Below are 23,167 nucleotides of genomic sequence, written 5' to 3' on the forward strand. Positions count from 1 at the left end.
ACCTTCAGATGGGCGGAGTCGGTCGGCCCTGCATCGCCTCCCACACCCGCGAGGGCGTGAGCGGCATGTCCGCGTGCCGGATGCCGTACGGCTTCAGGGCGTCGACCACCGCGTTGACGATCGCGGGCGGCGAGCCGACCGTCGCGGACTCGCCGACCCCTTTGGCGCCGATGGGGTGGTGCGGGGAGGGCGTGACGGTGAACCCGGTCTCCCAGTCGGGGACTTCGAGCGAGGTGGGGATCAGATAGTCCATGAGCGAGCCGCTGAGGCAGTTGCCGTCCTCGTCGAAGGAGATCATCTCCATCAGCGCCATGCCGACCCCGTCGGTGAGCCCGCCGTGCACCTGCCCCTCGATGATCATCGGGTTGATGCGGGTGCCGCAGTCGTCGACCGCGACGAAGCGGCGGACGGTCACCTTCGCCGTGCCCGGGTCGATGTCGACGACGCAGATGTAGGCGCCGTGCGGGTAGGTGAGGTTCTCCGGGTTGTAGCAGATCTGCGCCTCAAGACCGCCCTCCACGCCCTCGGGCAGATCGCCCGCGCCGTGCGCCCGCATCGCGATGGCCTGGATGGTGACCGAGGCCTCGGGGTCGCCCGCGACATGGAAGGAGCCCTTCTCCCACTCCAGGTCGGCGACCGACACCTCCAGCATCCCGGAGGCGATCAGCCGTGCCTTGTCCCGCACCTTGCGGGCGACCAGCGCGGCGGCGGCACCCGAGACGGGGGTGGACCGGCTGCCGTAGGTGCCCAGGCCGAACGGCGTCTGGTCGGTGTCGCCGTGCACCACGTCGATGTCCTGCGGCGGGATGCCGAGTTCCTCGGCGACGATCTGCGCGAACGTCGTCTCGTGCCCCTGCCCCTGCGACTGCACCGAGAGCCGTACGACCGCCTTGCCGGTGGGATGCACCCGCAGTTCGCAGCCGTCGGCCATGCCGAGGCCGAGGATGTCCATGTCCTTGCGGGGTCCCGCGCCGACCGCCTCGGTGAAGAACGAGACGCCGATGCCCATGAGTTCACCGCGGGCCCGCTTCTCGGCCTGCTCGACGCGCAGCGCGTCGTAGCCCGCGAGTTCCTTCGCCAGCTCCATGGTGGGCGCGTAGTTGCCGGAGTCGTAGACCCAGCCCGTCTTGGTGCGGAAGGGGAACTGTTCGGGCCGGATGAAGTTCTTCATCCTCAACTCGACTGGATCCATGGCCAGTTCGTACGCCAGGCAGTCGACGATCCGCTCGATCAGGTACACGGCCTCGGTGATGCGGAAGGAACAGGCGTAAGCGACCCCGCCCGGTGCCTTGTTGGTGTAGACGGCGGTCATCTTGCAGTGGGCGGCCTCGATGTCGTAACTGCCGGTGAAGACACCGAAGAAGCCGGCCGGGTACTTCACCGGCGCGGCCGTGCCGTTGAACGCGCCGTGGTCGGCGAGGACTTGGGTGCGGACGGCGAGGATGCGTCCGTCGCGGGTGGCGGCGATCTCGCCGCGCATCACGTAGTCGCGGGCGAAACCGGTGCTGATGAGGTTCTCCGCGCGGTCCTCCATCCATTTCACCGGTTTGCCGATGAGCAGCGAGCCCACGATCGCGCACACGTAACCGGGGTAGATCGGCACCTTGTTGCCGAAGCCGCCGCCGATGTCGGGGGAGACGACCCGGATCTTGTGCTCGGGCAGTCCGGCTACGATCGCGTAGAGGGTGCGGTGGGCGTGCGGCGCCTGGGTGGTGGACCACAGGGTGAGGCGGCCGTCGACCTGGTCGTAGTCCGCGACCGCGCCGCACGTCTCCATCGGTGCCGGGTGCACACGTGGGTACACGATGTCCTCGGTGACCACGACGTCCGCGCGGGCGAAGACAGCCTCGGTCGCGGCCTCGTCACCGGTCTCCCAGTCGAAGCAGTGGTTGTCGGCCTTGCCCTCCAGGTCGTCGCGGATGACGGGCGCGTCGGGGGAGAGGGCGGTGCGGACGTCGATCACCGGGTCCAGTGGCTCGTACTCGACGTCGATCAACTCCAGGGCGTCCCGGGCCGCGTAGCGGTCCTCCGCGACGACGAAGGCGACCTCCTGGCCCTGGAAGCGGACCTTGTCGGTGGCGAGGACCGCCTGCACGTCGTTCGAGAGGGTCGGCATCCACGCCAGGCCCTTTTCGGCGAGCATCGCGCCGGTGACGACCAGGCGGACCTTCGGGTGGGCCTCGGCGAGGGTGGTGTCGACGGAGAGGACGCGGGCGTGTGCGAACGGCGAGCGCAGGATGGCCAGATGGAGCATGCCGGGCAGGTCGAGGTCGTCGACGTAGCGGCCCTTGCCGCGGACGAAGCGGGGGTCCTCCTTGCGGAGCATCCGGCCGTGGCCGCAGGGCTTCTTGTCGTTGTCGACGAACGCTGTGCGGTGGCCGTTCGGGGAGACGGTGGTCATGAGGTACCCCCTGAGACGATCTCCGGGGTCGTGGTTCGCGTTCCGGACTGCTCGGCGGCCGCCCACCGGATCGAGCGGACGATGGTGGCATAGCCTGTGCAGCGGCAGATCTGCCCGGAGATCGCCTCGCGGATCTCCGTGTCGGAGGGGTCGGGGTTGCGGTCCAGGAGCGCACGTGCCGTCATCATCATGCCGGGCGTGCAGAAGCCGCACTGGAGACCGTGGCACTCGACGAACCCGCGCTGCACCGGGTCGAGTTCACCGTTCTGCTCAAGTCCCTCCACGGTGCGCACCTCGTGCCCGCCCGCCATCGCGGCAAGAACGGTGCAGGATTTGACCGGCTCTCCGTCCAACCACACCACGCATGTACCGCAGTTGCTGGTGTCGCACCCCCAGTGGGTGCCGGTCAGCCGCAGGTGGTCGCGCAGGAAGTGGACCAGCAGCAGCCGCCCCTCTATCTCCCGGGTGGCCTCTTCGCCGTTGACGACCATGCTGACCTGCACGATCACACCTCCTGTCCGTCGATGCGGGCCACGGCCCGGCGCAGCACGCGCATGGTCAACTCCCGCGCCAGATGCCGCTTGTACTCGGCACTGCCGCGCCGGTCGGTCACCGGGGAACAGGCCTCGGCCGCGATGTCCCCGGCCTGTCCGTACAGTTCCTCGGTCGGCCTGCGTCCGCGCAGGGCGTCGGCGATGCCGGGGATGCCGGCCGTGTTCGGTCCCACGGCGGCAAGCCCCACCCGGGCGTCGGCGATCAGGCCGTCGCCGTTCAGCCACACCGCAGCCCCGGCCGAGACCACCGCCCAGTCACCGGCCCGGCGTTCGACCTTCTCGTAGGCGCTGGACCCGTTCGGGCGGACCGGGAGGCGGACCTCGGTGAGGATCTCGGCGTCGCCCACGGCGGTCTCGTACGGGCCCCGGTGGAAGTCCTCCATGGACACCACCCGTTCGCCGTCCATGCCCCGGATCACGCAACTCGCGTCGAGCGTCGTACACACGGCGGACAGGTCCTCGGACGGGTCGGCCTGGCAGAGGGAGCCGCCGAGTGTGCCCCGGTTGCGCACCACGGGGTCGGCGATGACGCGTTCGGCGTCACGGAACACCGGGAAGGCGGCGGCGAGTTCGTCCGACTCCAGCAGCTCGCGGTGGCGGGTCATCGCGCCGATGCGGATCAGCCCGGGTTCGACGCGGACGTAACCCAGTTCGTCGTGCAGGTCGTTGATGTCGATCAGGTACTCGAAGTTGGCCAGCCGCAACTTCATCATCGGGATCAGACTGTGCCCCCCGGCCACCAGCCGTGCCGTCTCGCCCAGCCGGTCGAGCAGCGCGACCGCCTCACCGATGCTGCCGACCCGCTGGTACTCGAACGGAGCGGGAACCTGCATACCGCAATCCCCCTGTCCTGCACGGCAGTTGGCCGGTCGGCCGAGCGCCGTGTCCGGGCCCCATTGGGTGCCCGGGGGACAGGGGTGTCAACGGCTGGTTAACCGTTCACTTAAGTCGCTCGTCACGGAGAAGCGGGCAGGTCGTCCAGAAAGTCCGCGGACGGGACGTGGAAAAGACTTCCGGTGACGGCCGTCGAGAAGTCCAGGATGCGGTCGTGGGACGCGGAGTCGGTGCCCAGGAACATGTTGCGCAGCATCTGCTCGGTGACCGAGGGCGTCCGGGAGTACCCGATGAAGTAGGTGCCGAACTCGCCTTGCCCCGCGCTGCCGAACGGCATGTTGTCGCGCAGGATCTTCCGCTCGGTGCCGTCCGGGCCGGTGATGACGTTCAGCGCGATGTGCGAGTCGGCCGGCTTGACGTCGTCGTCCATCTCCATGTTGGTCAACTTGCTGCGCCCGATGGCCCGTTCCTGCTGCTCCACCGGCAGCGCGTTCCAGGCCGCCATGTCGTGGACGTACTTCTGCACGATCACATAGCTGCCGCCCGCGAACTCAGGGTCCTCGCCGCCGATCACCACCGCCTCGCGGGCCGCCCGCCCGACGGGATTCTCCGTGCCGTCGACGAAGCCCAGCAGATCGCGCACGTCGAAGTACTGGAACCCGGACACCTCGTCGGCCACGGAGACCGCACCGCCCAGCCGCCCCATGATCTCGGTCGCCAACTCGAAGCACAGATCGGCCCGGACGGCCTTGATGTGGAACAGCAGGTCGCCGGGGGTGGAGACCGCGGTGTGGCGCTCGCCGACGAGTTCGCGGAACGGATGCAGCTCGGCGGGGCGGGGTCCGGCGAACAGCCGGTCCCACACCTCCGACCCGATGCCCGTCACACAGCTGAGCCGCCCGTCCGGCGCGCGGAACCCGATGGACCGGATCAACCCGCCCAGATCTTCGAGGAGTTGGCGTGTCGTCTCCTCGCCACCCGGCTCCACGGTGACGACGAGAAAGGTCGCGCTGGGGGTCAGGGACTCCAGCACCGCCTGCGTGGTCGGGACGGTCCCCTCGCCGCCGACGGTGCCGTCCATGCCCTCGACCGAGCCGTCAACTGTCATGTACTCCACGCCTCCGCTGTGTCCTGGGAGGTGCCGGCCGGCACCTTGAACGTCAGCCGAGTTTCCCAGTCCGCGCGTCCTGCCACAGATCCACCCCGCCGTCGACGGCGTACGAGTCGATCTCCGTCAGCTCCTCGGCGCTGAAGTCGAGGTTGTCCAGCGCGGCCACGTTCTGTTCGAGCTGCTCCGTGCGGGACGCGCCGATGACCAGCGAGGTGACCCGCTCGTCGCGCAGCGCCCAGGCGAGCGCCATCTGCGCCAGGGTCTGCCCGCGCTTGGCCGCGATGTCGTTGAGCGCGCGCAGCCGGCGCACCATGTCCTCGGTCAGCCAGCCCGCGTCGAACGACGTCCCCTGCGCGGCCCGCGACCCCTCCGGAATCCCGTCCAGATACCGCCCGGTCAGCAGCCCCTGCGCCAGCGCGGTGAAACCGATGACCCCGAAGCCCTCGTCCTGCGCGGCATCCAACAGGCCGTCGTTCTCGATCCAGCGGTTGAGCATGCTGTACGACGGCTGGTGGATGAGGAGCGGCGTGCCCAGCTCGCGGAGGATCGCGGCGGCCTCACGGGACCGCTCGGCGTCGTAGGACGAGATGCCGACGTAGAGCGCCTTGCCCTGGCGGACGGCGGTGTCCAGTGCGCCCATCGTCTCTTCGAGCGGGGTGCCCGCGTCGAGGCGGTGGGAGTAGAAGATGTCGACGTAGTCGAGGCCCGTGCGCTTCAGCGACTGGTCGAGTGAGGCCAGGACGTACTTGCGGGAGCCGCCGCCCTGGCCGTAGGGGCCGGGCCACATGTCCCAGCCGGCCTTGGTGGAGACCACCAGCTCGTCGCGGTACGGCGCGAGGTCCTGCTTCAGCAGGCGGCCGAAGTTGGACTCGGCGGCGCCGTAGGGCGGGCCGTAGTTGTTGGCCAGGTCGTGGTGGGTGATGCCGAGGTCGAAGGCGCGCAGCGCGATCTCGCGCTGGGTCTCGAAGGGACGGTCGTCACCGAAGTTGTGCCAGTAGCCCAGCGACAGCAGGGGCAGGTCGAGCCCCGAGCGGCCGGTGCGGCGGTAGCGCATCGTGCTGTCGTAGCGCCCCGGATCTGCGATGTGGTTCACGACGCCAACTGTGCCCGCGCCCGCCGTGCGCGTCCAACCGATCCCTTGCATCGGATTAAGCAGCGCCGACGCATAATCCGGCAGCGGATCGCTGAGCGGACCGCTGCTGTTCGACGGCCCCTCGTTCGTCCCTAGGGTCTTCCTCATGAACTGCGACATATCGGCGGGCGTCGACGAGGTACCGCTGCGCATCGGCGTGCGCATCCCGCCCTGCGACCGGGCGGACCGCGTGGCCCGGGCCGTACGGCGGGCCGAGGAGCTGGGCTTCGACCAAGTGTGGTTCCCCGACTCGCAGTTGCTGTGGCGGGACGTGTTCACCACGCTCACCGCCGCGGCCTTCGCCACCGAGCGGATCGGCCTCGGCACCGCCGTCACCAACCTGGCGACCCGGCATCCGTCCGTCGTCGCGTCGGCCGCGCGCAGCGTCGCCGAACTCGCGCCGGGCAGGTTCACCCTCGGCCTCGGCGTGGGCAACAGCTCGGTCGCGCCCATCGGCCTGCGGCAGACCGGATCGGCCCAACTGCGCGCAGGACTCGGCATGTTGAGGGCCCTGCTGGACGGGCGCGAGTGGGACTTCGAGGGCAAGGTCCGCTCCCGGCTGCGCGACCCCCAGCCGACTGTGCCGCTGCACCTGGCGGCGAGCGGGCCGCGCAACCTGCGGCTCGCCGGAGAGATCGCCGACGGGATCATCCTGCTCAGCGGTGTCTCACCGCGCACCCTGGCCGCCGCCACCGCCCGGGTGCGCGAGGGCGCCGAGGCGGCCGGCCGGAGCGCCGACACCCTCCCGGTGACGGTGTCAGCGTTCTGCGCGGTGACCGACGACATCGCGGCCGAGGCCCGCCTGATCAAACCGATCTGCGCCTCGATCGCCCAGAACGGAGGCGCGTCCTTCCTCGCCCTCGCCGGCATCCACGTGGACGTCCCGGAGACGGTCGAGGGCGTCTACCCGGATCTCGTGCACGCCGAGGACTGGGACGCGGCCGTCGACATCTGCTCGGCCTGGATCAGCGACGAGGCGGCCGTCCGCTTCGCCGAGGAGTTCTGCCTCTTCGGCACCCCCGCGCAGATCACCCAACGCCTGCGCACCCTGAGGGAGTTGGGCGTGACCGACGTGTTCCTCCAGCACGTCGGCTCCTACGACCTGCCCACCGACCTGATCGAGACCGTCGGCGCCGCGGTCCTGCCCGCCGTCCGCCGGGGATGAGACCGTCAGCGGGTTCCCGCCGCGGGCAGCAGATCCTTGCGTACGACGCCGTCCTGGACGACACACACGATGTTGCCGGGATCGCCGAGCACGCCGATGTCCGTGAGCGGGTCGCCGTCGCACAGGATCAGGTCGGCGGTCTTGCCCACCGTCAGTGTGCCCAACCGGTCGGACAGGCCCAGGAGTTCGGCGGAGACACGGGTACCGGCGACGATCGCGGTCATCGGGTCCATGCCCAGGTCCACGAGGAAGCGCAGCTCCAGCAGGTTCTGGCCGTGCGGGCAGACCGCCGCGTCGGTGCCGAGCGCGATGCGGGCGCCCTGGTCGATGGCGCGGGCGATGTTCTCCTTGGTGATGCCCGACCAGCGGACCTTCTTCTGGTAGTGGTGCTCCGGCATCAGGCTCTTGTCGATGCCCGCGAACACCGTGGACAGCGTCGGCACGACGAAGGTGCCCCGCTCGCCCGCCAGGTCCAGTGCCCGCTCGTCCAGTCCGTAGCCGTGCTCGATGCTGGTGACACCGCCGCGGATGGCGTTGAGGATGCCCGCGGTGCCCTGGGCGTGCGCGGCGACCGGCTTGCCGCCGTGGCGCCGGCACTCGTCCACCACGGCCCGGATCTCCTCCTCCATCAGCCCCTCGTCCTCGGGCTGGTCGTAAGGGCTGGCCATGCCGCCGGACGCGCAGATCTTGACCACGTCGGCACCCGCGCGGATCACCTTGCGCACGGCGAGCCGGGACTCGTCCACGGTGTCGGCCAGTTCGGCCATCTCGCCGCCACTGAGGTCGGTGCCGTCCAGCATGCGGAAGTCGGCGTGCCCGCCGGTGTGGCTGATGATCCGTACGGCGGTGTGCAGCCGGGGTCCCACGATCCGGCCGGTCTCCACGGCCGTACGGAACCCGGTGGACAGTCCGCCCAGGTCACGGGCGGTGGTGATGCCCGCGTCCAGGGTCTGCCGCAGCCGGGTCGCGGTGTCGTAGGTCACCAGGACCGGATCGAGCTCGCCGCGCCGCCCGGGCGGCGAGCCCTGCGCGTACGCGAGGTGGGTGTGGCAGTCGAAGAACCCGGGGAGCACGGTCCGGCCGCCGGCGTCGATGATCCGGACCGGGGAGCCGTCCGATGGGACGGGTGGGGCCGTAGCCGCTGGTCCGGCGTAGGTGAGCGTTCCCTCCGCGTCCGCGACGACGACGGCGTCGGTCACCGGGAGGGCACCGGTACCGTCGATGAGGCGGGCGTTCTCGACGCGCAAAATGGTCCGAAAGGTCTCTTGCGTCTTGGCATCCGTCATGGTGGGGCCGAATCACTCCTCGGTATCAGGAACCTCGGTGTCGGGGAACCTCGCTATCAGGAACAAGCGAAAGGGAGTCTGCAATGGACGAGATGACCCCGCGCTACGGTGCAGCTTCCGATCCCGATTTCACTCGGGCGCGCAGGAATACGCCGTCCCAGGAGGCGCAGGATTTCGCTGCCGCCGATCTCGACGAACTGGACCGGGGCGTCGTGCACGCGCTGCAGATCCACCCCCGGGCCCCCTGGACCCTCGTCGGCGATGTGCTCGGCGTGAATCCGGTGACGGTCGCCCGGCGCTGGCAGCGGCTTGAGGAGGCGGGCCTCGCGTGGGTGACCGCCTACCCAAGGCTGTCGGACTCGCGGATCGTGGTGACGGGCATCGTGGAGGTCGACACCGAACCGGGTGTCGCGGAGGACGTGGCCCGCGCCCTCGCCGCCGAACACGCGGTGGCCAACGTCAAGATCACGGCCGGCGGCCGGGACGTCGTGACCGCCGTACAGACCAGGGACCTCGACGAACTCGCCCACCTCACCACCCGGCTCTTCCAGCAGACCCCCGGCGTCCGCGCCACCCGCACCCACGTCTCCACCGGTGTCCCCACCGAGGGCAGCCGCTGGCGCCTGCGCAGCCTGGACGCGGCGCAGTGCGCCCGCATCGAGGCGAGCCACGCCTCCGACATACCGCCCGACCCGGGCACCGGGACCACCGCGCCCTGGGACGCCCTGGACGCGCAGATCCTCGAACTCCTCAGCTCCGACGGCCGGATGTCGATCCGCGCCCTGGCCACCGCCACCGGCGTCGGTCTGACCACGGTCCGCCGCAGACTCCAGTCGCTGCTGGCCTCCCGCGTGAGCCTGCGCTGCGACCTGGCCCGGCGGCTGTCCGGCTGGCCGCTGTCGGCGGTGTACTTCGCGTCCGTGCCCGCCCAGTACCTGGAGGAGACCAGCCGCGTCCTGTCCGGCGTACGGGAGGTCCGCTCCTGCGCGATCACGGCGGGCCCGCACAACCTCGTGATCGACGTCTGGCTGCGCGCTCTGGCCGACGTGCACACCTTCGAGGCCCACCTTTCGCGCCGGCTGCCGCGTCTGGTGATCGACGACCGCTCGGTGGTCCTGCGCACGGTGAAGCACATGGGCCGCATCCTGGACCGGGACGGCCGCTGCGTCGGCGTCGTACCGCTGCGCGAACCCCAGGGAACCCACACCCCGGCCGACCAGCTGCTCGCCGTCCCGGACGACAGGTCCCGCTGGCGATGACGCCCCGAACTCCCCTTGCCGTCAAGACTGTTGAGGAGCACTGATGCGGTCCACGTACCTCCCCGGCGCGGGCGGCCACCTGCGCTGGATCGACATCCCGGGCGACGGCCCCGCGCGGGTGTACCTCCACGGACTGGGCTGCGCGGGCTCGGCCGACTTCACGGGAATCGCCGCGCATCCGGCGCTCCACGGCGGACGCGCGATCGTCGTCGACCTCCTCGGCCACGGCTTCAGCGACGGCCCGCGGGACTTCCCCGGCACGCTGGAGGCGCACGCGGAGACGGTCGCGGCTCTCCTCGACGACGAGGGCGTCAAGGACGCCGTCCTCGTCGGACACTCGATGGGCGGCGCCGTCGCGATCACCCTCGCCGCGACCCGCCCGGACCTGGCCTCCCGCCTCGTCCTCGCCGAGCCCAACCTCCGCACGGGCGGCGGCCTGTACAGCGGACCCATCGCCGCCCAGCGCGAGGACGACTTCGTCAGCCACGGATTCCGTACGGTCCTGTCGACCCTGGACCCCGAGTACGCGGCCCGCGTCCGCACGGCCGACCCCGCGATCCTCCACCGCAGCGCCGTGAGCCTGGTCCACGGGACCACTCCCGGCACGGCGGAACGCTTCTACGGCCTTCCCCAGCCACGGGTGATGCTGATCGGCGCCCGCAGCCGCCCCTACGCGGACGAGCCCGCCGTACGGCAGGCCGGCATCCCGGTCGTCGAGGTCCCCGACGCGGGCCACCACATGATGCGCGACAACCCCGCGGGGTTTGCGGCGGCCTTGGTCGAGAGCGGCGTGGGGCCCGCCGTCAATCTGGAACGCGGAGGGACTCGTACCGAGCGAGTCGGGTCGTGATGACGGCCGATGCCCGGGTGAGGGCGGTGAGCAGCCGGGTGATCCTGCTGCCCGCCGTGGGCGCGATGACCGACAGCGCACCCAGATAGGCCCCGCCGGTGCCGCGCACGGGCACCGCGACGGCGAGATAACCGAGGCGCCGCTCCTCCACCTCCACGGCGTAGCCCTCCTCCCGAATACGCCTGAGTTCACCGGGCAGTTGGGCGGGGCCGAGCGTGTGCGGGGTGCACCGGACGGCCAGGGGCAGGACGCTTGCCAGCGGGTACTGCTCGGGGAGCAGCGCCAGGGTGAGCTTGCCCGCGGCGGTGCTGTGCAGCTGCAGGCGGCGGCCGTCGGCGGTGGAGCGGGCGTGGTTGCGGTGCGTGCCGAGGTTCTCGACGCAGAGCAGCTCGGAGTCGTGCGGGATCGCCAGGATCACGGCGTTGTCCAGGTTCTGCGCGAGACCCTCGATGACCGGCCTGGCCGCCTCGCGCAGCGTGCGCTGGTGGGGCGAGCGCAGGCCCATCGCGTAAAGCCGTACGCCCAGGCGGTAGTTGCAGCCGTCCCGCTCCAGGAAGTCGGTGGCCACCAGCTCCTGGCACAGCCGGTGCACGGTGGCCTTCGCGATGCCGGTGCGCGACCTCAGCTCGGCGAGGCCCAGCGAGAAGTCGTCGTCACCGAAGGCCGACAGGATCAGACTCACCTTGCCGAGCACCGAGTTGGGCCGCTCACCGGAGTCCCGGACCGCGCCGGCGGTGGTCATCCCGCCGCCACCCAGTCGAGGATGTGCCGGGAGAACTCCTCAGGAAGCTGCTCCGGCACGGGGACATGCCCACCGGGAATGACCCGCGTCTCACAGCCGATCGCCTCGGCGAACCGCTCCAGACCCGGCATGGAGAAGTGGTCCCCGGAAGCGCACACGGCGAGGGTGCGCGCGGTGACGAGAGGCAGCCGCTGGTCCATCATCGAACCGCGCACCGCCACATGCCCTTCCTCCACCCGGTCCAGCACGGTCAGCGCGTCGATCATGAACCGGTTGAGGGCGGCCTCCTCGCCGGGCTCGTAGAACTCCCGCCTGCGGTTCCACAGTTCGATCAGGTGCGAGCCGTCCGGCTGCGGTACGACGTGGTCAACTGCCTTGCGCTGGTCCGCCGAACGCCGCTTCTCTTCATCGATGAACGGCGTCGCGGACAGGAACAGACTCGCGACCCGCTTCTGGTGGCGCGCGGCGAGTTCCACCGCGATCACCCCGCCGGTGTGATGGCCCACGAGATGGAAGCGCTCCAGGCCGAGTTCCTCGATCAACGCGTCGGCCGCGTCGGCCCACCGCTCGATCGTGTGCGGCCCCTCGGGTTTCGCGGAGGCGCCGAAACCCAGGGTGTCCATGGCGATGGCCCGGTGCGTGGCCCCGACGCGGGGGAGTACATCCAGGTACTCGGTCCAGGAGCGCGGTGTCTGATGGAGCATCAGAACCGGTTCGCCCGAGCCGCATTCGACATAGTGCAGCTGGCCGAACGGGCTGGATACATAGCCGCGGTGCAGTGTGTCCGTCATGAGTGACCCCCTGGTTTGTGACAGGCCGTCAGATGGCCGGGTGTCTGTTCGGTGAGTGCGGGGCGTTCGCTGCGGCAGTGGCCGTCGGCCAGCCAGCAGCGCGAGGAGAAGGGACAGCCGGTCGGAATGTCGGTCGGTGAGGGCAACTCGCCCTTGAGGACGATCTGTTCGCCCGGACCGGTGTCGTCGCCGGGTTCCAGGACGGACGAGAGCAGGGCCATCGAGTACGGGTGCTGCGGAGCCTCGAACAACTGCCGCGCCGGGGCGATCTCGACGATCGACCCGAGGTACATCACGGCGACCCTTTGGCTCAGGTGACGAACCACGCCGAGGTTGTGCGAGATGAACAAGTAGGCGATGCGGTCCCGCTGTTGGATCTCCTGGAGCAGATTGAGGATCTGCGCCTGGATGGAGACGTCCAGTGCCGACGTCGGTTCGTCGAGGACGATCACCGACGGCCGCGGGGCCAACGCCCGGGCGAGCGCGAGGCGTTGACGCTGGCCGCCGGAGAACTCGTGCGGGTAACGGCCGGCGGCCGCCGCGTCGAGGCCGACCTCCTCCAGGACCTCCGCCAACCGGGTGCGCCGCTCGGCGCGCTGGACCCCGCGTGCGCGCAACGGCTCCTCGATGCTCGCGCCCACCGGCAGGCGGGGGTTGAGCGAGCCGTTGGGATCCTGGAACACCATCTGCACCGCACGCCGGAACGCCTTGAGGTCGGCGCTCTTCGGCTGGTGCGTCATGTCCTTGCCCTCGAAGCGCACGGCGCCCCGCGTGGGCCGGTACAGCCTGGTCGCGATCCGGCCGAGCGTGCTCTTGCCGCACCCGGACTCGCCGACCAGGCCGACCGTCTCACCGGGGTTCAGGGCGAGCGAGATGTCGTCCACGGCCCGGACACCCGAACGGCCCGGGCGGCGTCCGAACTCGTGGCCGATACCGGCGAGTTCGAGCAGCGGCACCTCGGTGTCCGCGGCGGTCGGGTCCAGCTGTGCTTCAGTCATCGTCTCCTCCGGCTGCGGTCGGGGCGTCGTCGAGGTCACGCCAGCAGCGCGACACCCACCCGTCGCCGACGGGGCGCAACGGCTGGGGCTCGGCGCAGGCGTCGGCGGCCAGCGGACAGCGCGGCGCGAAGCGGCACCCGGGCAACGTGCGGGCGTCGTCGGTGAGTTGGCCGCGGATCGCGGTGAGCGGGGTGCCGTCGCCCTCCCGCATCCGGGGCACCGCCGCGAGCAGCGCCCGCGTGTACGGATGCCGGGGCGCGTTCAGCACCTGCTCGACCGTGCCGGACTCCACCGCCTGACCGGCGTACATCACCTGCACCCGGCTGCACATCGCGGTGATGACACCGAGGTCGTGCGAGATGAGCAGCATCCCCATGCCGTGCTCCTCCTGGAGCGAGCGCAGCAGCCGGAGGATCTCGGCCTGCACGGTGACGTCGAGGGCGGTCGTCGGTTCGTCGGCCAGCAGCAGGCGCGGGTTGCCCGCCATGGCGATGGCGATGACCACGCGCTGGCGCATGCCGCCGGAGAGTTCGTGCGGGAACTGCTTGGCGCGGCGCTCGGGGGAGGGGATCTCCACCAGGCGCAGCAGGTCAACTGCCCGCTCCTGTGCTTCCTTCCGGCCGGCCTTGCCGTGGATGCGCAGCACCTCGGCGACCTGCGCGCCGACCCGCATGCACGGGTTGAGCGAGGTCATCGGCTCCTGGAAGACCATGGCCACGCGGTCGCCGCGCAGGCTCTCCAGTTCGGCGGGGCGGCTGCCCAGCAGATCCGTGCCGCAGGCCTTCAGCCGGTCGGCGCGGACGTCGGCGCCGGAGCCCAGCAGCCCCATGGCGGCGAGGGCGACGCTGGACTTGCCGCAGCCGCTCTCGCCGATCAGGCCCACCACTTCGCCCTGTTCGACGCGGAGATCCACACCGGAGACGACGTCCGAGCCGCCGAATCCGATGTGCAGTCCCGAGACATCGAGGACCGGGCCCGTGCCGTCGGACTCGGTGGCGGCACGGGCGGGCGTCAAGGTGTCGGCTTTCACGCGGACAGCCAGGCGTTCTTGAGGTTGAGCCGGGTCGCCGTGGCGTCCGGCTGGTAGCCGTGCAGCTTGTCGCTCCACGCCTCGCCGCGTACCGCCTTGGCGTACGGCACCAGGAGGTAGGCCTCGTCTGCGATGTACTGGGCGAGCTGGTGGTAGAGCGTGATCCGCTTGGCGTTGTTCTGCTCGGCCTTCGCGGCGGCCATCAGGTCCCACAGGTGCTGGTCCTTGACCTTGGTCGCCGGACTGCCCTTGGCGAACCACAGGTCCAGGTACTGGCTCGGGTCGGCGTTGAGCACGCTGGTCATCATCACCATGTCGGTGTACTCGCCGGCCAACACCTTCGGCACGACGCTCGCGAACGGCACGAGCTTGAGGTTGAGGGTGATGCCCACCTTGGACAGCTGCGCCTTCATCAGCTCCATGGCGGAGATGTCGGGGCCGTAGGCCGGGTCGCTGGGGGCGAGCAGCTCGATGGTGACCTTGCTCTTGCCGGCCTCCTTGAGCAGGGCAATCGCCTTGCTCTGGTTCTGCGTGTACATCGGGTCGGAGGCCGTGGGCGTGATGCCGTACGGGTCCTGCGGCGGGATGACGTAGCCGAAGGTGGCGGAGCCGCTGCCCAGCGTCTTGATCAGGGTCTTGCGGTCGATGGCGAGGTTGAACGCCTCGCGGACCCGCTTGTCGGCGAGCGGTCCGCTGAGGGTGTTCATGTTCAGCCAGACACTGGAGACGATCGGCCCGTTCGCCTCGGTGACACCGGTCGTGGTCTTGACGTCGCTGACCATGCGCAGGTCGCGGAAGGACAGCAGCTGCACCGAGTTGGAGCGCAGCGAGGCGACGCGCGAGGTCTCGTCGGGGATGAGCCGGTAGATCACCGTGTCGAGATACGGCTTCGGCTTGTCCCAGTAGCCCTTGTGGCCGGAGAGCTCGATGGAGATGCCCTTCGACCACTTCTTCAGCGCGAAGGGGCCGGTGCCGTTCTCCGTCTGCTTGAGCTGGTTCCCGGTGCGGGACGTCGTCCACTTCTTGCTCATGATGGCGCCGCTCCACGGGCGGGCCAGGAAGTTGTACAGCGACGGCTGCGGGGTGCTCAGCTTGATCTCGACCGTGCTCGCGTCCACGGCGGTCACCGTCTTGATCTTGTACTGCTGGGTGTACGGCGACTTGATCGCGGGATCCATCAGCCGCTCCAGGCTGAAGATGACGTCGTCGGTGGTGAGCTTGGTGCCGTCGTGGAAGGTGACGCCGTCGCGGAGCGTGAACCGGTGCGTGGTCGGGTCCACCTGTTGGTAGCTCTTGGCGAGCCCGGGCTTGATCTGGCCCTTGCTGTCCAGGCTCAGCAGGCCCTCGTAGAACTGCGCGACGATCTGCTGGTCGAAGTAGGCCTGCGCCACCTGCGGGTCGAAGCCGACCGTGGGCTCCCCGTCGAGCCCGATGGTGAGGGTGCCGCCGCTGACCGGCTTCCCGGAGGTCTTGCTCGCCGTGGTGGCCGTACCGCCGCAGGCCGCCAGCATCAGGCCGGCCAGGGTGCTGCCGCCGAGGGCCAGCGCGTTTCTGCGGGAGAGGGTGTGGTTCGTCATCAGGACCGCCTGTTTCTCAAGAACGTGAGGGTGAAGTGACGTGGTGCGGGCGCCTGTTCAGGGCGTGCGGCGCTTGCCGCGCGGGTTGAGCTGTTCCTGGAGGCCGTCGGAGATGAGGCCGAAGGCCGCGGTGGCGATGGCCAGGGTGATGCCGGGGACGATCACCAGCAGCGGGTCGTCCTTCATATAGCGCTGGCCCTCGAAGATCATCCGGCCCCAACTGGGCGTCGGCGGCTGGATACCGAGGCCCAGATAGCTCAGGGACGCCTCGACCAGGACGCAGGTCGCGGCCGTGTTGGCGTACTGGACGAGCGCGGAGGACAGCACGTTCGGCAGCACATGGCGGCCGATGATCACCGGGGTCGGTACGCCCGCGATGCGCGCCGCCGACACGAAGTCCCGCTCGCGCACGGTGAGCGCCGGAGCCCGCACGATCCGCGCGAAGTACGGCACGAAGATCAGCCCCATGCCCCCGATGAGGACCCACATGCCCGGGCTGAAGACCGACACGAGCACAAGTGCCAGCAGCACGGAGGGAATGGACATCGCGGTGTCCATCGCGGCCATCAGCACCGCGTCCAGCCGCCGGGCGTTGTAGCCCGCGACGAGACCGATCGGGACGCCGATCAGCGCGGCGAGCGTGGTCGCCCCGAAGGCCACCATCAGGGACTGCCGGGCCGCCCCGAAGGTCCGGGTGAACAGGTCGCGGCCGAGGTTGTCGGTGCCCAGCCAGTGGCTCCCGGACGGACCGGTGAGCAGCGTGTCGCTCACGTCCTCCGTCGAGTAGCTGCCGAAGGCGCCGATGAGCAGGGCCAGCACCACGATCGCGCCGAGGATGCAGACACCGGTGGTGAGTGTCGGGTTCCAGCCGAGTCGGGGCCTGCGCCGTCGGGCCGTGGGGACGGTGACGGCAGGCGCGGTGGATTCAACCGTCACGGCGAGCTCCAGTCGTCCGGATGCGAGGGTCGATGAGGGGGTAGACCAGGTCGGTCACCAGGTTGATCAGCACATAGGAGGCGCCCAGCGCGAGGATCGCGCCCTGGATCACCGTGAAGTCGTGCTGCGTGATGGAGTTGACGATCAGCGAGCCCAGGCCGGGCAGCGCGAAGACCTGCTCGACGATGACCGTGCCGCCGACCAGCACCCCGAGCTGGAGACCGCCGGCGGTGACCACGGGCACCAGTGCGTTGCGCAGCGCGTGCCGCAGCATCAGCCGCCGGCGCCCCGCGCCCTTCGCCGCCGCCGTCCGCATGAAGTCCTGGCCCTCCACGTCGAGGACGGCGGCCCGCATGTAGCGGCAGAGCGTCGCCCCGAACGGGATGCCCAGCGCGACGGCCGGGAGCAGCAGCACCTGGAGATTGAGCAGCGGGTCCTGGGAGAACGGCACGAACGAGAACAGCGGCCAGGCCGGAGCCAGCGTGCTCACCAGGAGGACCATCACCGTGCCGACCACGAACGGCGGCACCGCGAGGCCCATGAAGGCCGCGCTGTTGACCACCCGGTCCTTGGCCCGCCCCTGGTGCATCGCCGACCAGATGCCCGCCGGGATGCCCCACAGGACCGCGATCACCGCGGCGTAGACGGCGAGTTCGAGGCTCACCGGGAGACGGGCGGCGACCTGTGTGCCGACGCTCTGCCCGTCCAGCAGGGACGAGCCGAGGTCGCCCCGGACGGCGTGCCCGATCCAGCTCAGGTACTGCGACCACACGGGCTGGTCGAGGCCTAGCTGCTGGGTGATCTGGGCGCGCAGCTGGGGCGTCGAGTTCTCGCCGGCGATCAGGGCCGCCGGATCACCGGGGACCAGATGCGCCAGGGCGAACACGATGGCGCTGAGGCAGAGGACCACCGCGAGCGAGCGGAGCACACGGATCGACAGATAACGCAGCACTGGGTCTCTCCCCTTCAGATCGCGGCGGCCGGCGCCGACGCCCGGGGCGTCGTACGGGTCGGTTCGGAGGGACGGAGTCGCGCGGCCAGCGCGCCGGGGACGGCATCGGCGGCGTTCGGGTCGAAGGCCCGGCCCTCGCGGAACACCGCGCGCAGCCGCCGCCGGTCGGCCAGCACGCCCAGATCGGCGAGCGGGTCACCGTCCACCAGCAGCAGGTCCGCCCATTTGCCCGGGGCGACCGTCCCGGTCCTGGCCCCGAGACCGAGGGCCTCGGCGGCGGCCGAGGTCGCCGAGACCAGGACCTCTGCCGGTGTCATGCCGATCTGCTCGTGCAGCAGCACCAGTTCACGGGCGTGGTTCCCGAAGCGCATCGTGTTGGAGGAGTCGCTGCCCGCGATGATCCGCACCCCGGCCCGATAGGCACGGCGTACGGACATGAGCCGGCGCTCGCGGAGCAGCTCCGCCTTGTCCAACTGCTCGGTGACCAGGCCGCGTTGGCGCCCGTGCTCCGTCATGAACTCGCTGATCGACAGCGTCGGGCACAGGAACGTGCCCTGTTCCAGCATCAGTTCGACGAGATCCTCGTCGAGGTCGGAGCCGTGCTCCAGGGTGTCCACCCCGGCGACCAGCGCCGCCGTGATCCCGGCCCGGGTGTGCGCGTGGGCCGCGACCCGCAGGTCCAGGGCGTGCGCCTCGTCGACGATCGCGTCGATCTCGGCGTCCGTGTAGTTGCGCCACGAGGTCTTGTCGCCCACGGAAAGCGTGCCGCCGCTCGTGCAGATCTTGATCAGGTCCACGCCCATCCGGGCGTACTCCCGGACCCGCTTGCGGCACTCGTCCGCGCCGTCGGCCGGCGGCCACATCCGCTTCTCGTCGAGGGTCGCCGGGCAGAACATGTCGCCGTGCCCCGCCGTCATCCCCACAAGCCCTGACGCGACGACCCGCGCCCCGTCGAGGACGTGCTCGTCCATCACGTGCTTGACCGCCACCTCGGGCAGCGACCCGGCCGTGTCCCGGACCGTGGTGAACCCGGACCGCAGCGCCTCACGGGCGTTGGCCGCCGCGTGCAGGGTCTGCTCCTCGACCGACGTGAGCATGTTCCACAGCTGCACGTCCTGCGGCCGAGTGCCCGCGTTGGAACGCAGGTGCACATGGCAGTCGACGAGGCCGGGCAGCAGGGTCGTCCCCCGCAGGTCGTACACCGTGTCCGACGGGTTCGTCGTCACGGTGTCCGTGTCACCCACCTCGGTGATCACGGCGCCGTCGATCACCACGGTCGCGTTCGGCCGTGCGGCACCTCCGGTGCCGTCGATCAGCGTCATTCCGGCCAGGACTGTTCGCTCCGTCATAGGACCGTGTTCACTCCTCTCCGCGGAACTGGTAAGGAGGAGTGTGGGCGGGCGATGGTATGGCCGTGTTGCGGTGCAGCTTTCGCTTGGAATTCCCTCGGGGCGCGCAGGATTGCGCCACCCCTGGAGACGCAGATTTGCGCCACTCGCCGAAGATCACAGCGAGTTCACGAAGGCCGTGTCGGCGCCCACCGGTCCCAGCGCTGTCGCCCCGCCGGGCGTGCCGAGCGGTGCCGTACGGCCGGACAGGGGCTCCTCGAAGAAGCGGCGGTTGTCGGCGCGGAACTCCGGGTCGGCGAGCCGGTCGACGGTGATCGCCTGCTCCGGGCAGGCCGTCTCGCAGGCGCCGCAGTCGATGCACTCCACGGGGTTGATGTAGAGCTTGCGCTCGCCCTCGTAGATGCAGTCGACCGGGCACTCCTCCATGCAGGACCGGTCCATGATGTCGACGCAGGCCGATCCGATGACGTAGGCCATGACTAGTTCTCCTTCTCGGTGGAATGGCCGGGGAACAGCGCGGCCTCGGGGTCGATGACGGTGGCCGCGTTGTTCACGGCGGTGGCGGCCTCGCCGAATCCGACGGAGATCAGCCGCACCTTGCCGGGGTAGTCGGTGATGTCCCCGGCGGCGAACACGCGCGGCAGATTGGTCGCCATCCGCGTGTCCACGGCGATCCGCCGCGCCTGGAGTTCGAGCCCCCAGGTCTGGAGCGGTCCAAGATCGGCGATGAAGCCGAGCGCGGCGACGACGGTACGGGCGGGCAGCAGCCGGACGGACTTCTCCACCCGGTGCCGCACCTCGACCCGTTCGACCCCCAACTCGCCGTGCAGCGCGCTCACTTCGGAGTCGGTGACGATCTCGATGCCGAGCGCGCGCACCTTCTCCACGCTCGCCGCGTGCGCCCGGAACCGCGCACTGCGATGGACCAGGGTGACGGACTTGGCGATCGGGGCGAGCAGCGCCGCCCAGTCGAAAGCACTGTCCCCGCCACCGACGACGACCACGTCATGACCGGCGTGCTCGGCCGGATCCGGCACGAAGTACACCTGCCCGCGCCCGAGATACGCCTCGCCCGCCGGCAGCGGCCTGGGCGTGAACGTCCCCACCCCGCCCGTGATCACAACTGCCTCCGCCCGTACGGCGGTTCCCGTGTCGGTTCGGACGACGGGACGGCCCTCGCGGTCGTGGGCCAGATCGACCGCCCGTTCCCCGAGGAGATACCGGACGCCGTACGGCGCGGCCTGCGCGACCAGGTTGTCGACGAGGTCGCGCCCCCGCACCGACGGGAACCCGGCGATGTCGAAGATGGGCTTCTCCGGGTACATCGCGCTGATCTGGCCGCCGCACTGGGGGAGGACGTCCAGCACCGTGACGCGCAGTCCGCGGAACCCGGCGTAGTAGGCGCCGTAGAGGCCGGACGGGCCGGCGCCGATGATCAGGATGTCGGTCTCGATCACCGGTGACTCGACCGGTTCATCAATAGGAACGCTCATGTTCAGGAGCGTAGGAACGGACCGCTCCCCGCCCAATGGAACCGGTCCGGCTGCCGGGACGGGGGATCAGACGAGGGCGAGTCGGACCGTTCCCGTCACGCACGGAGTGCCGTCGGCCTTGAGGACGGCGACCTCCAGGGACACCCGTGCGCCCTCCACCGTAAGGACGGTCCCGGTCCAGGTGAGGGGTTCATCGGCCACGGCGGTCGTACGGTTGCGCCAACTCAGCGTCTCCAGACGGGAGTCGGGCCCCGCCCACGCCAACGCGTACCGGGTGAGGGTCTCGCCGTGCAGCGTGGACTGGACGACGGCGCCCGGGAAGCCCTCCGAGGCCGCGAACCCGGCGTCGTAGTGGATGCGGTGGGAGTTCCACGACACGGCGCTGAAGCGGAAGAGCTGGACCGTGCTGTGCGTGTACCGCTGCGGCGGGCAGATGTCACCGGCGACGGGCGGGTTCATGCGGCTCCGGGGGAGTCGAGTGCTTCCATCACGACGATCGTCTCGTCGACGGCGGTCAGTTCGGTGCCGTCCGTCGAGGTGAAGCGGGTGGTGAGGCCGAGCAGGACGAAGGAGCCGGAGCGGCCCTGCTTGCGTTCGGCGGAGATGAGTGCGCGCGAGGCGGTGACACGGTTGCCTGCGACCGGGGCCTTGAGCAGCCGTACGGTCTGGCCGCCGTGTACCTGGCGTACCGGCAGGCCCATGGTGCACGGCGACTCACGGGCGGCGAGCCCGTCGGGCCTCAACTCCCGTTCGGTGGGGCCGTCTTCCCAGCTCATGGTGGCCGCGAGGAAGAGGGCCGGAGCCTGGACCGGCTCACCCGTCGCCTCCCGTTTCCGGGCCCGGTCGATGTAGTCGGCGTCGTTCAGCGCGGCGGCGTAGCGGCAGAAGTCCTTGACGGTGATCGTGCCGCAGTCCTCGTCCTCCCACCGGCCGACGAGATTTCGGGCCCGGGTCAGCACCTCGTCGAGGGCGTTCACAGGGCCGACCGCAGCGACCTGCCGATGCCCAGACCAGCGGTGCGCAGCGCGCTCGCGTGTGCGGCGGCGTCCACGCGGTAGGTCGGGGCGGTGATCGAGAGGGCGCCGGCGAGGGTGTTCTGGCGGCCGAAGACGGGCACGGCCATGCTCATGTAACCGAGTCTGACCTCCTCCGCCTCGGTCGCTATGCCCTCCTCCCGGATGCGCTCCACCTGGCCGCGCAGCCGCCCGGGAGAGGTGATCGTGTGCCGGGTGAACGGTTTCAGCCCGTTCCTGACCACCTCCCCGAACAGCGTGGCGGGGGAGAAGGCCAGGATCGCCTTGCCGGTGGCCGTGCAGTAGAGCGGCAGCCGCCCCGCCACCCGGGACTCCTCGCTCAGGCCCCGGTGCGGCAGGATCTTCTCCAGATAGACGACATCGAGACCGTCGTGGATCGCGAAGTGGATCGTCTCCTGCGTGGCGAGGAGCAGATCCTCCATGTACGGCTGCGCCACCTCGCGCAGGATCCGCTGCCGGTGCACCCGCTGACCGATCTCGAAGAGTCTGAGCCCGAGCCGGTAGTCGCACCCCGCCCGCTCCAGCAGCCCCCAGACCACCAGCTCCTGGCAGAGCCGGTGCACCGTGGCCTTGGCGACCCCCGTACGGCGCACGAGATCCGCGAGGGAGAGCGACTCGTCGTCGACGGTGAACGCCTCCAGGATGGGCCGCACCTTGCCGAGGACGGAGTTCATCGAGTCCGGAGACGCGGACGCGGAGGCAGCGGCGACAGGAGGCGGGGGAGTGTAGGCCGCGGCGCGGGCGATCGGGACGACGGTCATGGCGGGCACCTCACGGTCAACGGTTACGGCGGAATCTCACTGTCAGTGGGCGGACGACGACTCTGCGAGGAACGCGAGACTCAGCGGGTTGTACAGGGTGGCCTTCTCATGTTGCGGCCAATGTCCGCATTCTGTGAAGATCTCCAGCCGCGCTCCCGGGATCGCGGCGGCGATCGCCTCGGCCTCCGGTACGTCCCCGAGCGGGTTCTTGTTGCCCCACACCACCAGCGTCGGCGCCTTGATCCGCGCCATGCGGTCGGGCCGCAGCAGATTCCGCTCGCGCGCCTCGACCTCCTGGAGCGCCAGCAGGTTGTGCAGGTTCTCCTGGAAGTCGGGGTGGTGGTAGATCTCGTAGCGCACCTGGGTCAGCTCCTCGCCCAGGTCCTCGTCCCACGCGGCCCACAGCAGCGCCAGCCGGTCGCGGGTGTACGAGATCTCCGGCTCCATGGCGGCGGCGCGCGTCGAGGTCTTCAGCCGCTCCATCACCGCCGGGTTGATCTTCGTGCCGCCCATGCACAGCAGTTGGAGGGAGGAGACCCGGTCCGGGTACTCGCTCGCCGCCCAGGAACCGACCCACCCGCCCAGCGACTCGCCGACCAGGTGCGCGCGTTCGGCACCCACGGCATCGAGGTACGCCATCAAGTGGTCTACGTACGCAGGGATTTCACCGGGACGGTCGGGCTTGCCGGTGTAGCCGTGGCCGAGCATGTCGATGGCGTGGCAGCGGTAGCCGGCCTCGGCGTGCGCCGGGATGTTGCGGACGAACGCCTCCAGATGACCGGTCGTGCCGTGCAGGAACACGACGTGCTCGCCGTCCTCGGGGCCGGCCTGGAGGGCACGGGTGGTGACATCGCCGGTCTCGACGTACGCGTGGCGGTAGTCGATGCCCGAGAGTTCGGTCCAGATGCTCAT

The 23,167-nt window shown here is 70.2% G+C and carries 23 protein-coding genes; 3 read left to right on the forward strand and 20 right to left on the reverse strand.

Annotated elements, in window-relative coordinates; all coding sequences use genetic code 11:
* Window positions 1-4: 4 nt before the first annotated feature.
* From ACIBK4_RS17660 to mgrA, 5 genes are all read right to left on the reverse strand, one after another.
* Window positions 5-2,401 carry an aerobic carbon-monoxide dehydrogenase large subunit gene (locus tag ACIBK4_RS17660; protein WP_398995653.1) on the reverse strand — a complete coding sequence of 799 codons (2,397 nt, stop codon included), beginning with the start codon at window positions 2,399-2,401 and terminating at the stop codon, window positions 5-7.
* The gene (locus tag ACIBK4_RS17665) at window positions 2,398-2,910 is read right to left on the reverse strand and encodes a (2Fe-2S)-binding protein (protein ID WP_398995654.1); all 513 of its coding nucleotides are present in this window, start codon (window positions 2,908-2,910) and stop codon (window positions 2,398-2,400) included. The genes ACIBK4_RS17660 and ACIBK4_RS17665 overlap by 4 nt, the downstream gene beginning before the upstream one ends.
* The gene (locus tag ACIBK4_RS17670; protein WP_398995655.1) at window positions 2,907-3,788 is read right to left on the reverse strand and encodes an FAD binding domain-containing protein; all 882 of its coding nucleotides are present in this window, start codon (window positions 3,786-3,788) and stop codon (window positions 2,907-2,909) included. The genes ACIBK4_RS17665 and ACIBK4_RS17670 overlap by 4 nt, the downstream gene beginning before the upstream one ends.
* Window positions 3,789-3,910: 122 nt before the next feature.
* Complete coding sequence (locus ACIBK4_RS17675; protein WP_398995656.1) at window positions 3,911-4,897, reverse strand: Dyp-type peroxidase; 987 nt, start codon at window positions 4,895-4,897, stop codon at window positions 3,911-3,913.
* 52 nt (window positions 4,898-4,949) lie between these two features.
* Complete coding sequence (mgrA, locus tag ACIBK4_RS17680) at window positions 4,950-5,993, reverse strand: L-glyceraldehyde 3-phosphate reductase (protein WP_398995657.1); 1,044 nt, start codon at window positions 5,991-5,993, stop codon at window positions 4,950-4,952.
* 145 nt (window positions 5,994-6,138) lie between these two features.
* Between mgrA and ACIBK4_RS17685 the strand changes: the two genes are divergently transcribed.
* The gene (locus ACIBK4_RS17685) at window positions 6,139-7,197 is read left to right on the forward strand and encodes an LLM class flavin-dependent oxidoreductase (protein WP_398995658.1); all 1,059 of its coding nucleotides are present in this window, start codon (window positions 6,139-6,141) and stop codon (window positions 7,195-7,197) included.
* A 5-nt stretch (window positions 7,198-7,202) separates the two neighbouring features.
* Here the strand turns inward: ACIBK4_RS17685 and ACIBK4_RS17690 are convergent, their stop codons facing one another.
* Window positions 7,203-8,483, reverse strand: coding sequence for an amidohydrolase family protein (locus tag ACIBK4_RS17690; RefSeq protein WP_398995659.1), 1,281 nt, complete (start codon window positions 8,481-8,483; stop codon window positions 7,203-7,205).
* An 83-nt stretch (window positions 8,484-8,566) separates the two neighbouring features.
* Here ACIBK4_RS17690 and ACIBK4_RS17695 point away from each other — a divergent pair, with 83 nt between their 5' ends.
* Complete coding sequence (locus tag ACIBK4_RS17695; protein ID WP_398995660.1) at window positions 8,567-9,742, forward strand: Lrp/AsnC family transcriptional regulator; 1,176 nt, start codon at window positions 8,567-8,569, stop codon at window positions 9,740-9,742.
* A 43-nt stretch (window positions 9,743-9,785) separates the two neighbouring features.
* The gene (locus tag ACIBK4_RS17700; RefSeq protein WP_398995661.1) at window positions 9,786-10,592 is read left to right on the forward strand and encodes an alpha/beta fold hydrolase; all 807 of its coding nucleotides are present in this window, start codon (window positions 9,786-9,788) and stop codon (window positions 10,590-10,592) included.
* Here the strand turns inward: ACIBK4_RS17700 and ACIBK4_RS17705 are convergent.
* From ACIBK4_RS17705 to ACIBK4_RS17770, 14 genes are all read right to left on the reverse strand, one after another.
* Complete coding sequence (locus ACIBK4_RS17705) at window positions 10,546-11,334, reverse strand: IclR family transcriptional regulator (RefSeq protein WP_398995662.1); 789 nt, start codon at window positions 11,332-11,334, stop codon at window positions 10,546-10,548. The two genes, ACIBK4_RS17700 and ACIBK4_RS17705, sit on opposite strands and share 47 nt — an antisense overlap.
* Window positions 11,331-12,125, reverse strand: a complete 795-nt coding sequence (locus tag ACIBK4_RS17710; protein ID WP_398995664.1) for an alpha/beta fold hydrolase — start codon at window positions 12,123-12,125, stop codon at window positions 11,331-11,333. The genes ACIBK4_RS17705 and ACIBK4_RS17710 overlap by 4 nt, the downstream gene beginning before the upstream one ends.
* Entirely contained in the window at window positions 12,122-13,123 is a 1,002-nt protein-coding gene (locus ACIBK4_RS17715; RefSeq protein ID WP_398995665.1) for an ABC transporter ATP-binding protein, read from the reverse strand. Before ACIBK4_RS17715 ends, ACIBK4_RS17710 begins: the two co-directional genes overlap by 4 nt.
* Window positions 13,116-14,153, reverse strand: coding sequence for an ABC transporter ATP-binding protein (locus tag ACIBK4_RS17720; protein ID WP_398995666.1), 1,038 nt, complete (start codon window positions 14,151-14,153; stop codon window positions 13,116-13,118). Before ACIBK4_RS17720 ends, ACIBK4_RS17715 begins: the two co-directional genes overlap by 8 nt.
* The gene (locus ACIBK4_RS17725; protein ID WP_398995667.1) at window positions 14,150-15,730 is read right to left on the reverse strand and encodes an ABC transporter substrate-binding protein; all 1,581 of its coding nucleotides are present in this window, start codon (window positions 15,728-15,730) and stop codon (window positions 14,150-14,152) included. The genes ACIBK4_RS17720 and ACIBK4_RS17725 overlap by 4 nt, the downstream gene beginning before the upstream one ends.
* A gap of 57 nt (window positions 15,731-15,787) precedes the next feature.
* Window positions 15,788-16,666, reverse strand: coding sequence for an ABC transporter permease (locus ACIBK4_RS17730; RefSeq protein WP_398995668.1), 879 nt, complete (start codon window positions 16,664-16,666; stop codon window positions 15,788-15,790).
* Window positions 16,656-17,618, reverse strand: a complete 963-nt coding sequence (locus ACIBK4_RS17735) for an ABC transporter permease (RefSeq protein WP_398995670.1) — start codon at window positions 17,616-17,618, stop codon at window positions 16,656-16,658. Before ACIBK4_RS17735 ends, ACIBK4_RS17730 begins: the two co-directional genes overlap by 11 nt.
* 14 nt (window positions 17,619-17,632) lie before the next feature.
* Window positions 17,633-18,967, reverse strand: coding sequence for an amidohydrolase family protein (locus ACIBK4_RS17740; protein WP_398995671.1), 1,335 nt, complete (start codon window positions 18,965-18,967; stop codon window positions 17,633-17,635).
* Between the two features lie 156 nt (window positions 18,968-19,123).
* Window positions 19,124-19,444 (reverse strand): ferredoxin, encoded by a 321-nt coding sequence (fdxA, locus tag ACIBK4_RS17745; RefSeq protein ID WP_366431622.1) that lies wholly within the window; start codon window positions 19,442-19,444, stop codon window positions 19,124-19,126.
* Between the two features lie 2 nt (window positions 19,445-19,446).
* The gene (locus tag ACIBK4_RS17750; protein WP_398995672.1) at window positions 19,447-20,460 is read right to left on the reverse strand and encodes an NAD(P)/FAD-dependent oxidoreductase; all 1,014 of its coding nucleotides are present in this window, start codon (window positions 20,458-20,460) and stop codon (window positions 19,447-19,449) included.
* A gap of 66 nt (window positions 20,461-20,526) precedes the next feature.
* Window positions 20,527-20,919 (reverse strand): acyl dehydratase, encoded by a 393-nt coding sequence (locus ACIBK4_RS17755; RefSeq protein ID WP_398995673.1) that lies wholly within the window; start codon window positions 20,917-20,919, stop codon window positions 20,527-20,529.
* Complete coding sequence (locus ACIBK4_RS17760; RefSeq protein WP_398995674.1) at window positions 20,916-21,437, reverse strand: MaoC family dehydratase N-terminal domain-containing protein; 522 nt, start codon at window positions 21,435-21,437, stop codon at window positions 20,916-20,918. Before ACIBK4_RS17760 ends, ACIBK4_RS17755 begins: the two co-directional genes overlap by 4 nt.
* On the reverse strand, window positions 21,434-22,255 hold the full coding sequence (locus tag ACIBK4_RS17765; RefSeq protein ID WP_398995675.1) for an IclR family transcriptional regulator: 822 nt from the start codon (window positions 22,253-22,255) through the stop codon (window positions 21,434-21,436). The genes ACIBK4_RS17760 and ACIBK4_RS17765 overlap by 4 nt, the downstream gene beginning before the upstream one ends.
* Before the next feature lie 42 nt (window positions 22,256-22,297).
* Complete coding sequence (locus tag ACIBK4_RS17770; RefSeq protein WP_398995676.1) at window positions 22,298-23,167, reverse strand: alpha/beta fold hydrolase; 870 nt, start codon at window positions 23,165-23,167, stop codon at window positions 22,298-22,300.

The sequence above is a fragment of the Streptomyces sp. NPDC050528 genome, assembly GCF_044457795.1.
Lineage (GTDB): Bacteria > Actinomycetota > Actinomycetes > Streptomycetales > Streptomycetaceae > Streptomyces.